The sequence below is a fragment of the Paenarthrobacter sp. TRD_SC_7 genome (genome assembly GCF_056156245.1).
Genome location: NZ_CM149587.1, coordinates 1,286,783 through 1,298,972, shown reverse-complemented (window position 1 = coordinate 1,298,972; position 12,190 = coordinate 1,286,783). Strand labels below are relative to the sequence as shown.

Genomic DNA, 12,190 nt, shown 5'->3' with positions numbered 1-12,190 from the left:
GTCGCCTCAAAGATCGATGTCGCGCAGCTTGTCCTTGTCCCAGGGAACGGTCCAGCCCAGTTCGTCGAAGAGGCCGCTGAGGACCATCCCAGTGAAGCCCCACACCAACACCCCATTTACCGTGAATCCAGGGCTGGTGTACGTGCGGCCGAACCGCGAGATGGTGGCCGTGACGCGGTTGACGGGATCCAGGAGGTCACGCACCGGCACCCTGAAGACCTGCGCAGATTCGGCGTAGTCCACTACGCGAACGGGCGACGGCGCATCCCACCACGCCAGCACTGGCGTCACCCTGAAGTTACTCCGGATAAGGCCAAGTTCAGGGATGACTCCGAGAACCCGGACACCACTTGCGTCCAGGCCCGTCTCTTCCACAGCTTCGCGAAGCGCTGCGCCCACCACCGACTCATCCTCCGGATCCACACTGCCGCCCGGGAACGCCACTTGGCCCGGATGGTCGTCAAGGGTGTGCGCCCGTTCAAGCAACAGGACATCGAGGTCGGCCGGCGCGATAGGCCGTCCCGATTCGGCAGGAATGTTGTCCAGCACGCCGAAAAGCATCAGGACTGCCGCAGCCCGGTTGGTTTCGGGCGTGACGGGAAGCTTCTCCCAGAGGGCCGAGTGCTGTTGCTGGCCGTCTTCAAAGCGGGTGACCAGTGCGGACAGTTCCTCAAGCGCGGTCACCCGGGCCTCCTTTGCGATTCCATGCGGATCTCCGCAGCCCTGTGTGTCTCGGCCAGAAGCTTCTCCAGCAGAGCTTCGTTTCCCGGAGCGAGCTCGTACTTCAACAGTTTGGCTGCCTTGACGGGGTCCGTTTCGCCCTCGCCGTAGCTCGGGCAGAGACTCGCCACAGGGCAGGCGCCACAGGCCGGCTTCCTGGAATGGCAAACCCTCCGTCCGTGGAAGACAACACGGTGCGAGAGCATGGTCCAGTCCCGGGGTTCAAACAGTTCGGCGACATCGAACTCGATTTTCACCGGATCATCTGAGGCCGTCCACCCAAACCTGCGGGCAAGCCGACCGAAGTGTGTGTCCACCGTTATCCCGGGAACACCGAAGGCATTACCTAAAACCACGTTTGCAGTCTTGCGTCCAACGCCAGGGAGCGTCACCAGATCTTCAAGCCGTCCCGGCACGACGCCGTCGTACTCATCCACAAGCCGAGTGCTGAGCGCCAGCACGTTCCGCGCTTTCGCCCTGAAGAAGCCCGTCGGCTGAAGTATTGTCTCCAGCTCAAGGGAATCCGCCTCAGCCATTGCGCGGGCGTCCGGGTAGCGGGCAAACAGGATCTTGGTGACCTGGTTGACCAGCACATCAGTGGTTTGGGCCGAAAGGACCGTGGCCACCACCAGCTCAAAGGGGTTTCTGAAATCCAGCTCCGCATGCGCGTAGGGATACTTGTCAGCGAGAACCCTGTTGATCTTGCGTGCCCGGCGTTTGAGCGCGAGCAGCGAACCAGCTTCAGCGATGGCCACGGAGTCCCTGCTTAGCCGCGTTCGATGTTGCTGAGCTCCCGAAGAACCCCAACCTTGCCGTCGGTGTCCTGGACCAGGAATTCGTGGCCGCGGTCCTCGAGCGCCAGGACCCATCCACCGGGTTCGATGGTGAAGGCGGCTGCGCCGGTGTGTTCGTCGTAGGCAGTCCTTGGCTGGGCAACGGCGAACCAGAAGGCCTCATACTGCGGGGAATCGGAGTCGTCCGGACGGTTGGCCGGGTCCACGGTAGCGCCAATCGAATCGCTGACCCTGCGCGTATCACCGGAGACGATGGGCGTTGCCATGGTGGCAGCCCACGACTGCTGGGCCGGGGCGGCCGGTTGCGCAGCATGCTGAGTGGTGGCGGGCTGCGCGGAATGCTGGGTGGTGGCGGGCCCGGAAGTTGAACCCGGCACCGACACCGCCGGGTCCTTTGCCTCCGACTCTTTGGCGGATTCCGCCTTCTCAGGCTCAGACGTGGCGGGAGAAGCGCCTGCCCCGGACGGAGCGGGAGCGGATGCAGCACCGGTGGTCGCAGGGCCAGCGGTTGCAGAGCCAATACCGTCCGCAGGCTTGGCGTCAGCGGAATGCACGACGGCGGAGGCTTCTGTTGCCGGCGACGGCGTGGTTCCGTAGCTGGCCGGAGGAGCGAAGGGACTGGAGCCTGTAGCGGCACCCGCACCGGGAGCCCCCGCGCCTGGAACGCCAGTGGGGGCTGCTGTACCAGAAGCCTGGGACACCGGAGTCTGGTAACCGGGCGTCGATCCCTGGAATCCGGGGGTTGAACCGGCTGGGGCGGACGGCTTCGGCGGCTTGGGAGCTTTCGGCGGTTTGGGAGCAGCCGGCTTGCGAGTGGGCACGGCTGCCTCGCGGGCAACAACGTGCGCCGGTGTTTCAGTGCGGCCCTTGAAATCAGCGGAAAGCCAAGGAAGATGCGGGGCCAGGACCGTCGCTGCCAGCAGGCCTACAGAACCGATCAAACCCAGCAGAACGCTGCCATTGAACGAGTTGGCAATGGTCAGGAAGAACAAGGGGAAGGCGAAAGAGGCCGTGACGGACGCAAACTGGTCAACGGACAGCGAACCAATGCGGACGATTGTTCCCGGCTGCAGCCTGCGGGCAACGAAGAGTGCCACCACGATCAACGGCAGGATGATGCCCAGCAGCAGGAAGAACAGGTTTCCGAGGTTCCAGAGGTTGTAGCGCGCCCCGAACATCGGCAGAAGCGACGCTATGAACATCAGCAGCGTGGAGCCGAAGACAGTAAGGTCCCGGACGGTGAAAGGCCCGACGACGGCGTCATACTTTTCCGCGTCGTTCTTAACAGCCTTAGCAGCAGCGTCGTTCTTAGTAGGAACTCCGGACGTACCCGGCGCAGGATTTCCAACAGCGTTGCCACCTGCAGGGGTGGCCGTTCCAGCCGTGGTGTCCGGTCCCGTCGGCTGTGAGTCGTGCGGGCCTGGGCTCAGCTGGTTCATCTATTTCTCCTTCGTACGGCGGCGCCTTGGACGGTCCGGCCCGGTGGTTTCCGCACATTCTGCGGAAAACCGGACACGCTTGAAGATGCGTCCCAAGACTTCTTCAGCCTATGCCACCCCACTGACAGGGTTCTAGCTGAAACGGGCATACAGCTTCGCCCACAGCAAACTCCAAGGTTCCTTACAGAAAGTGGCCTACAGTTACCGCGCCGGCAGCGGCGGCGGGTAAGGGCCGCCGTCGTCGTCATGTAAACGGTTCCCCACCGCCCAGGCAGCCATTCGTCGCTAAATCCGCGCCGCTCACTGCCGCATTTGTGACGACGCACACGTAGGACTCCTCGAGGCGATAGTGTTGATGCCGGACAGCACTTTGCGGACCCATGAGGGACGCGTTCGACGCCGACGACGGCCCGGGCGGGGACCTCTCGGACAGGTTCCGCGCAGCAAAGATCGATGAATGATGAGGTTCACCATGTCCCAGGACACCACCGGATCCACGGCCACCGCTGCAGCTTCAACGGCTCACAACGGTCCGGCCCCACACGTCGAGGCGCTAGAAAATCTCCTCCACGAGAACCGCAGGTTTGCTCCGTCAGCTGAGTTCGCCGCAAACGCGATAACAAGCGCTGACGCGTACAAAGAAGCGGAGGCGGACCGTCCCGCGTTCTGGGCCAAGCAGGCCCGCGAGCTGTTGAGCTGGGACAAGGACTTTACCGAGGCATTGGACTGGTCCAACCCGCCGTTCGCCAAATGGTTCGTCGGCGGCGAAGTCAACGCGGCGTACAACGCGTTGGACCGGCACGTGGAGAACGGGCTGGGCGACCGCGTAGCCATCTACTTTGAAGGCGAACCCGGGGACACCCGCACATATACATACGCGGAGCTGACCGCAGAGGTCAAGAAGGCTGCCAACGCTTTCGAGTCCCTCGGTGTTGCCAAGGGTGACCGCGTGGCCGTATACCTGCCCATGATCCCTGAGGCCGTCATCACGCTCCTTGCCTGCGCGCGGATCGGTGCCGTGCACTCGGTGGTGTTCGGCGGCTTCTCCGCCGATGCCCTGCGCTCCCGCATTGAGGACGCCGAAGCCAAGCTCGTAGTGACCGCTGACGGCACCTACCGCCGCGGCAAGCCCAGCGCCCTGAAGCCGGCAGTGGACGAAGCCCTGTCCAAAGAGGGCCACACCGTCCAGAACGTAGTTGTGGTCAAGCGCAACGGCGAGGACGTCAACTGGGTGGAGGGCCGCGACCTCTGGTGGAGCGAGACGGTAGATAAAGCGGCAACCGAGCACACCGCCGTCGGGCATGACTCCGAACACCCGCTGTTCATCCTCTACACCTCCGGCACCACCGGCAAGCCCAAGGGCATCCTGCACACCACTGGCGGCTACCTCACGCAGGCCGCGTACACGCACAAGGCCGTGTTCGATCTCCACCCGGAAACGGATGTGTACTGGTGCACCGCCGACGTCGGATGGGTCACCGGCCACTCGTACGTCACCTACGCTCCGCTCATCAACGGCGCCACGCAGGTCATGTACGAAGGCACCCCCGATTCCCCGCACCAGGGCCGCTGGTGGGAAATCGTGGAGAAGTACAAAGTCTCCATTCTCTACACCGCGCCGACTGCGATCCGGACCTTCATGAAGTGGGGCCGGGACATCCCGGACAAGTACGACCTCTCCTCCATCCGCGTCCTGGGATCCGTGGGCGAATCCATCAACCCCGAAGCGTGGATGTGGTACCGCGACGTCATCGGCGCCAACGCCGGCAAGAACGGCGAGAAGAAGGAACACCCCGCCCCGATCGTGGATACCTGGTGGCAAACCGAAACCGGCGCGCAGATGATCGCCCCGCTGCCCGGCGTGACCGCCACCAAGCCCGGTTCCGCGCAGGTACCGCTGCCCGGCATCGCCGTGGACGTGGTGGACGAAGCCGGCCAACCGGTAGCCAACGGCGAAGGCGGCTACCTGGTGGTCCGCGAACCATGGCCGTCCATGCTCCGCGGCATCTGGGGTGACCCCGAGCGGTTCAAGGACACCTACTGGTCCCGCTTCGAGGCCATGTACTTCGCAGGCGACGGCGCCAAGAAGGACGAAGACGGCGACGTCTGGCTCCTGGGCCGCGTGGACGACGTCATGAACGTCTCCGGCCACCGCCTTTCCACCACCGAGATCGAATCCGCGCTGGTCTCGCACCCGTCCGTCGCCGAAGCGGCCGTGGTGGGTGCCGCTGACGAGACCACCGGCCAAGCCGTCGTCGCGTTCGTCATCCTCCGCGGTGACGCCGTGAACAACGGCGACGAAACCGTCCTGGAACTGCGCAACCACGTGGGCAAGGAAATCGGCCCGATCGCCAAACCCAAGCAGCTCCTCATCGTCCCGGAACTACCCAAGACGCGCTCCGGCAAGATCGTCCGGCGCCTCCTCAAGGACATCGCAGAAGGCCGCGACACCGGCGACGCCACCACACTGGCTGACCCCGGCATCATGCAGCAAATCGCGGAGTCCCTCCGCAAGTAGATAGTTCACGACGGCGCCGCTCCCCTCCCGAGGCGAGCGGCGCCGTCGTGCGTTAAGGACTTGCGCGACGCAGGGGTGACGCCGCCGCGCTTGGCCTGCCGCGCTCAGGAAGCCCGCCGTCCTAGACTGGAGCCAGATTCCGCCCCATGTTTGACGAGGTTCCCCAGAAAGGCCCTGATGCTTCAGGCAGCACGCCACTCCGCCATCATCGACGCCGTCCAGCGCGAACGCGTCGTGCGGGTCTCGGACCTCGCACAGTTACTGGGGGTCTCCCCCATGACCGTGCGCCGCGACATCGAGGCTCTTGAGGAAGCCGGCCGCGTGGAGCGCATTCACGGCGGAGCCAAGCTTCCCGGCGATGCGAGCACCCACGAGCCGGGCTTCGAGCTCAAGTCCACACAGCTGACCGCGGAGAAGCACGCCATTGCGGTGGAAGCCGCGTCCCTCGTCCAGGAAGGCATGGCGATCGGCCTTGGCGCCGGCACCACCACGTGGGCGCTGGCGAAGGAACTCGTCAACGGGCCCCGCATCACCGTCGTCACCAACTCTGTGCGCATCGCAGATCTCTTCCACCACGGCTCCTCGTCCGGCCCGGCGCGTTTCGGGTCCACCGTGATCCTGATCGGAGGCGAACGAACCCCGTCGGACGCACTGGTAGGACCGATTGCTACGTCCTCGCTGAAGCAGCTCCACTTGGACGTCCTGTTCCTGGGAGTCCACGGCATGGACGCCCACGCCGGTTTCACAACCCCAAACCTGCTCGAAGCCGAAACCAACCGCGCCTTCATGACGTCCGCGCGAAGCACCGTTGTCCTGGCAGACCACAGCAAGTGGGGCGTGGTGGGCATTGCCTCGATCGCCCAGCTGGAAGAAGCGGACGAGCTCATCACGGATTCGCTCCTGGGCGAGGATGCCCGCCGCGTGCTGGCCGAGAACGTTGCAAAACTCCGGATCGCCGAGGCCGGACCCAAGTAGGTCGCAGTTGAGCGCGTTCTGAGCACTCAAAACGCGCACAACTGCGACTTAGTTGGGTCTCATACCTTGGGTGGAGGCCGGCCCGCAGAGTTCAACCGCGGGACTGACGCCGCAGGATAGGGCCTGCAGGGATGCTGGATATATGAACGCCATCCTCCACGCCCAGCAGCTCACTAAGCACTACCCCGGCAGCATCGCTTTGGACCACGTCGACTTCACAGCAAACGCCGGCGAGTCCATTGCAATCATCGGACCCTCCGGTTCCGGTAAGACCACCCTTCTGCACTGCCTCGCCGGGATTTTGAGGCCCGACGCCGGCTCCATTACCTTGAATACTCCCTCCTCGCCGTTGCGGCTGGACACTTTGGGAGATGCTGCGCTGTCCCGCCTGCGGCGCGAGGAGTTCGGCTTCGTCTTCCAGCAAGGCATGCTCCTACCGGAACTGACTGCAGTGGAGAACGTGGCCTTGGCGCTCATGTTGAACGGCACCGACAGGGCTACTTCCGAGTCCCGGGCCGCCGAGTGGCTGGGCGCCCTGGGACTGGCAGGCATGGAACAACGCCGCCTGGGTGAGTTGTCCGGTGGACAGGTACAGCGCGTGGCTATCGCCCGCGCCCAGGTCACCGGCGCCCGTGTGGTCTTCGCCGACGAACCAACGGGCGCTTTGGATTCCGCCACCTCCAACGAAGTTTTGGATGTACTGCTTCGCAGCGTCGCAGCCAATGGTCGGACGCTACTGGTGGTCACCCACGATCCCAACGTGGCGGCCCGCTGCCAACGCGTAGTGGAGCTGCGCGATGGCCGGATCGTGGCAGATAGCGGGAGCCCTGTTTCCGCTGCCAGCCAGGCAGCCCCCGCCACCACCAACTTCAAAGGTGCGTTCAATGTCTAGCCTCAGCATGGCCCTGCGTCTCACGCCGTATCTCGCGCGAAGCAGCGGCAGCAGCCTCCGCGAGACCGGTCTTCGCGACGCCGGGCTGCCCATCCTTGCTTTCGGGACGGTCACCGCGCTGCTGCTCACCGTTGCTGGCGGCTCACAGGTTTTCTGGTCCTGGTCCGACGATATCGCCGGCACCTACCAAGCCTTGGCCGTCGTCGCGATGGTCCTGCTCATCATCCCGCTGTTGACGCTCGGCGCCTCGGCCGCGCGACTGGCCGCCCGCCGTCGTGATGACCGCTTGGCCTCCTTGCGCCTGCTGGGCGCCAACAGCGCAACAGTCGTCTGGATGACCGTCATTGAATCGACCGTTCTGGCGGCTGTCGGTGCGGTGGCGGGCGCGGGACTGTACGCCTGCATGGCACCGTTCCTGGGACTGATCCAGTTCCGAGGCCAAGCAATTGGAAGCCACGCGTGGCTGTCAGTTCCGTCCATCCTCGGCTGCGTTCTCGCGGTTTGTGTCCTCGCCGCGGCGAGCGCTGCGCTGGGGCTTCGGAAAGTTGTGGTGACACCGTTAGGCGTCCGGACCCGGCAAACGGCCGACGGCGCGCACTGGGTGCGCGGACTCATCGCGGCAGTGGTTGTGGTTGTTGGAGTGGTGGCGATGGGGATGCTCAGCAGCTTCGGTGCGTTCATTGTGATTATCGCCGTGATGGGCAGTTGCTTCGGGCTGGCGCTGTTGGCGTTGAATCTCATGGGGCCGTGGATCCTGCGCTTGCGGGCGTCCTCGCAACTCAGGCGCGCCAAACGGCCCGAGCAACTGCTGGCTGCTCGGACCGTGCTGGAGAGCCCGAAAGAATCGTGGCGGCAAGTTGGGGGCGTCGCCATGACTAGTTTTGTAGGGGTATTCGTGGGTGTCGGCATGGCAGTGGCCGACACCATGGGCACTGGTGGCGACGCCGAAGCTACGCTGCTGGTCCGGGACATCAACACCGGAGTCATGATCACCCTGCTGGGCTCGTTCCTGATGGTTGCCTGCTCTGCTGGCGTGAACCAGGCTGCAGCCGTGCTGGACCGGGCTTCGACTCTGGTGGCACTCGACCGCGTAGGGATGCCGCAGAAGCTCATGGTGGCGGCGCGAGTCAAAGCTGTGATGTCGCCGCTTTTCCTGGTTGCTGGCATCTCCGCTGCTGCAGCTGCTGTCCTGGTACTGCCGCTGACGGGCGCTGTGCTGCTGACACAGCCCGTGGTGTTCCTGACCATTGGCGGCGTGTTCGCGGCCGGGTTCCTACTGGTCCGGCTGGCTGTCGCTGCAGGCACGGCGCAGATCGGCCAAGTGCTGGCCCGCCCTGAGCGCTACGCGAGCATGGACTCGTAACCCGACTGGGCCCCTCGCGAGGTGGCAGTTGATGCCAATGTTTCCGGCAAACATTGGCATTAAGTGCCAACTCGGCGGGGCTATTTGCAGCCGCAGGACTGTCTGATGATCAGCTCGGTGGGCAGGATCTGGTGTTGCGGTTCATCGCCGCGGCCCTTGCCTACCAGTGCCTGCACGGCGGCTTCGGCCATCGCTTTGACCGGCTGAGCAACAGTAGTCAGCGCGGGCCAGCAGTATTCGGCGTCCAGCGAGCCATCGAAGGACACGAGGGCAAGGTCCTCGGGCACACGAACACCTGCCTCATGCAGCGCCCGGAGGATGCCGATGGCTTGCATGTCATTGCTCGCGAAGATCGCGGTGGGGCGATTGGCCATGGCGAGGAAGCGTTTGCCTACCTCGTAGCCGCCCGGACGGCTAAAGGGACCGTGCAGCATAGGCCCGTCCGGCAGCCCGGCGTCGCGCAAGGTTGCCAGCCAGCCCACCTCGCGCCCATCCAGTTGGTTGCCGGTATTGGTTCCGATTGCCAGGCCAATATTCGTGTGCCCGTGACCAATGAGATGTTCCACGGCGGCACGCGCTCCGGCTTGGAGATCAACACCCACGCTGCTAAGTCCCGGCGGCGACCCTGCATTGTTCAGGAGCACGGACGGAATCTCCGAAGCCTCCAGTTCCGTGACATCGGGATCGAACACACAGCTGGCCAAAAATACACCGTCCACCTGGCGGGCGGCCAACGTGCGGATGTTCTTGCGTTCGCGCGTCAGGCTTCCGTCCGAGTTGGTGAGCACCATGCCGAAGCCCAGTTCCGCTGCGGCGTCTTCCACAGCGTGGGCCAGCTGCGTGAAAAACGGGTTGGTGTTGTCCGGAACCACCACACCAATGGTTTCGCTGGATCCCAGCTTCAGGGCCCGGGCGGCGGCGTTGGGCCGGTAACCGAGAACGCGGATGGCGTCGCGAACCTTGGCTTCCGTCGCCGGGGCAACGTTCTTGGGCCCGCCGTTCACCACATAACTCACGACGGCGGTACTCACCCCGGCGTACCGGGCCACGTCTTTGCGTGTAGCCGGGCCGCGCGAGGTTTGTACCGCCGAAGTTGTCATGAGGTAAATGCTAGCTACTCCACGGGAGCATCACCGAAGTCGCGGATGGGAAGGCGCTCCCCGCCACGAAGCGCAGACTCGTGGGCTACGATTCCCGGCAACGTGAACCGGGCCGCCACCCAGGCGTTTACCGGAGGAAGGCTGCGGTTATTCACGGCCGTGACGAAGTCGTCCACCAGGAACTGGTGGCTTCCTTCGTGCCCGTTGGGAGCTCCCAGGAACTCTTGGGGAAGCCTGGACTGGTCATGTACGGGAGCCAGCCCCGAGATGAAGGCATCCCGCAGCTCCGGCGCTACGTCCGCGAGGGAGGGATCGTCGGCGGACATGGTTGGTTTTGTCTCCACCTGTTCCGACACGTCGTGCACAGAAGACTTGTCCTGCCACACCGTGGTGGTTGCGAGTTGTTCGAAGCTGGCCTCGGTTCCAAAGAAGCGAAAACGTGATTCCCGGATGTGTGATGGGTACCCGACCCGGCGCATCTCATTGGTGCGCATCGCTCCGCCGTCGTTCATTTCAAACAGCGCCGTGGCGTTCGAGAAGTCGTTGGCGAACATGCTGACGTCCTTGTCGAAGACGCCATCGCCACGCTGGTCCTTCACGCCGATGCAGCTGACGCTGACCGCATGTCCGGGGACGGCTCCGAGGACGCCGCCGATTGCGTGAGTGGGGTAGAGCATGGGCGGGTAGCTGGCGGTTTCCTTCCACCGCTCTCCGCCGCTGTACTGGTATGCCTCATAGAAACCGAGATCCATGTCGTGGACGTAGTCGCCTTCGGTGTAGAAAATCCGGCCAAACTTGCCGGCCGCATGTTGCTGCCGGGCGAAGACGGTGGCTGGGTTGTAGTAGCTGGTCTCGCCCATAGCGTAGACCAACCCGGTCTCACGCACGGCCTCGATGATCCGTTCGATTTCCCCTTCGGAGATGGCCATGGGTACGGCTGAATAGACGTGCTTTCCGGCCCGCAGGGCACGCTCGACGAGTGGCCCGTGCGTCCACCGCTGCGTGAAGATGGCGACAGCATCGACGTCGGACTCCAACAGCTCCTCAAAGCTGCCCATCACGCCATCCAGTCCCCAGCGTTCCTGCGCAGCAGCAGCCCGTTCGGGAAGCTCGTCGATCGCATAGACCGCGCTCACGCCGGGGTGGAGCTTGAACAAGTGGGCGAATTGGCTGCCGAACTGCCCGGCACCCACAACACCGATCGAAAACGTCATTGTTTACCTTCCCTGGGGCTGCCGAAGCGGCCTCCGACTATGTCCTCACGTGATTTCCCGTTGAGTCTTGCATTGGGATCTACTCGAGTCAACAGAAGCAACAAAATTGAACATTTCACACCAAAAGATTGCGGATACTCTTGCGCTACCCGAATCTACTCGTGTAGATTTCCATCCAGTTGTTACTCACATCACAGTAAGGAAAGGGTCGACGATGACCACGCTAACCAAGCAACCGGATCCGGGGCTCTCCGCCAGGGCGCCGCGGAAGTCACGGAAGCGGGGAAAACCATCCGACGGGTTCCGTGGCATCGGAGACCTGAAGGTCGCACTCTTCTTCATCGCTCCGGCGATGGTCGGATTGATCCTCTTCTACCTCGTCCCGACCATCCGAGGCATTTACCTCAGCTTCACCGAGTACAGCATCCTGGGCGACCCGGAATGGATTGGTGCACGGAACTACGAACGCATAGCCAAGGATCCGCTGTTCTGGAACGCCTTGGGCGTCACGTCGGAATACGTGGTGATCAACATTGTCCTTCAGACGGCGTTGGCCCTGGGCCTTGCAATCCTGATGCACCGTGTCGCAAAATCAACCCTCATCCGCGGCGCGCTCCTGATGCCCTATCTGATGGCAAACGTCATCGCGGCTCTGCTGTGGTTCTGGATGCTTGACTACCAGATCGGCGTCATCAACCAGATCATCGAATGGACCGGACTGCCCCGGGTGGCCTTCTTCGGTAGCGAGCAATGGGCCATCCCCACCCAGGCACTCATCAATACATGGCGGCACATGGGCTACACAGCGCTCCTGATCTTCGCCGGACTCCAGGCCATCCCGAACAGCGTCTACGAGGCCGCCAGCATCGACGGTTCCAAGGCCGTAAGCACTTTCTGGCGGATCACCCTACCGTTGCTGCGACCGGTACTGGTCCTGGTCCTCGTAGTGACCGTAATCGGTTCCTTCCAGGTCTTCGACACCGTTGCCGTTACCACGGCCGGCGGACCCGTCAACGCGACCCGTGTGCTGCAGTTCTACATCTACCAGCGCGCCTTCAACGAACAGGATTTCGGCTATGGATCCGCCCTGGCTGTCATCCTCTTCCTCATTCTCGCCATCGTCGCTTTCATCCAGATGAAATTCCTCCGCGGCAACCAGTCGGACCTGGACTAAG

General features: G+C 63.5%; 10 protein-coding genes. 5 read left to right on the top strand and 5 right to left on the bottom strand.

Translation table 11 applies throughout. The features are described 5' to 3' along the window. Positions 1-6: 6 nt before the first annotated feature. The 3 genes from AC0J5Z_RS06475 to AC0J5Z_RS06465 are packed head-to-tail and all read right to left on the bottom strand — an operon-like array spanning position 7 to position 2,953. Positions 7-684: an NUDIX hydrolase gene (locus AC0J5Z_RS06475; protein WP_475038287.1), complete on the bottom strand. Its 678-nt coding sequence runs from the start codon at positions 682-684 to the stop codon at positions 7-9. Beyond that, a complete protein-coding gene (gene nth / locus AC0J5Z_RS06470; RefSeq protein ID WP_475038284.1) occupies positions 681-1,475 on the bottom strand; it encodes an endonuclease III in 795 nt (264 codons plus the stop codon). Before nth ends, AC0J5Z_RS06475 begins: the two co-directional genes overlap by 4 nt. 11 nt (positions 1,476-1,486) lie before the next feature. After that, a complete protein-coding gene (locus AC0J5Z_RS06465) occupies positions 1,487-2,953 on the bottom strand; it encodes a hypothetical protein (RefSeq protein ID WP_475038282.1) in 1,467 nt (488 codons plus the stop codon). A 472-nt stretch (positions 2,954-3,425) separates the two neighbouring features. Here AC0J5Z_RS06465 and acs point away from each other — a divergent pair, with 472 nt between their 5' ends. The 4 genes from acs (at position 3,426) to AC0J5Z_RS06445 (ending at position 8,701) form a co-directional block, all read left to right on the top strand. Beyond that, on the top strand, positions 3,426-5,471 hold the full coding sequence (gene acs, locus AC0J5Z_RS06460) for an acetate--CoA ligase (protein ID WP_475039603.1): 2,046 nt from the start codon (positions 3,426-3,428) through the stop codon (positions 5,469-5,471). 177 nt (positions 5,472-5,648) lie between these two features. Beyond that, positions 5,649-6,446: a DeoR/GlpR family DNA-binding transcription regulator gene (locus AC0J5Z_RS06455; RefSeq protein ID WP_475038279.1), complete on the top strand. Its 798-nt coding sequence runs from the start codon at positions 5,649-5,651 to the stop codon at positions 6,444-6,446. Between the two features lie 142 nt (positions 6,447-6,588). Next, entirely contained in the window at positions 6,589-7,338 is a 750-nt protein-coding gene (locus tag AC0J5Z_RS06450; RefSeq protein ID WP_475038277.1) for an ABC transporter ATP-binding protein, read from the top strand. A 7-nt stretch (positions 7,339-7,345) separates the two neighbouring features. After that, a complete protein-coding gene (locus AC0J5Z_RS06445) occupies positions 7,346-8,701 on the top strand; it encodes an FtsX-like permease family protein (protein ID WP_475039598.1) in 1,356 nt (451 codons plus the stop codon). 80 nt (positions 8,702-8,781) lie between these two features. Here AC0J5Z_RS06445 and AC0J5Z_RS06440 read toward each other — a convergent pair whose 3' ends face one another. Together AC0J5Z_RS06440 and AC0J5Z_RS06435 are read right to left on the bottom strand one after the other, a co-directional pair. After that, positions 8,782-9,801, bottom strand: coding sequence for a LacI family DNA-binding transcriptional regulator (locus AC0J5Z_RS06440; protein WP_475038275.1), 1,020 nt, complete (start codon positions 9,799-9,801; stop codon positions 8,782-8,784). Between the two features lie 14 nt (positions 9,802-9,815). Beyond that, positions 9,816-11,015, bottom strand: coding sequence for a Gfo/Idh/MocA family protein (locus AC0J5Z_RS06435; protein WP_475038273.1), 1,200 nt, complete (start codon positions 11,013-11,015; stop codon positions 9,816-9,818). 214 nt (positions 11,016-11,229) lie between these two features. On the opposite strand from AC0J5Z_RS06435, the gene AC0J5Z_RS06430 reads away from it, so the two are divergent. Then, positions 11,230-12,189, top strand: a complete 960-nt coding sequence (locus AC0J5Z_RS06430; RefSeq protein WP_475038271.1) for a carbohydrate ABC transporter permease — start codon at positions 11,230-11,232, stop codon at positions 12,187-12,189. The last annotated feature ends 1 nt before the right edge of the window (position 12,190 follow it).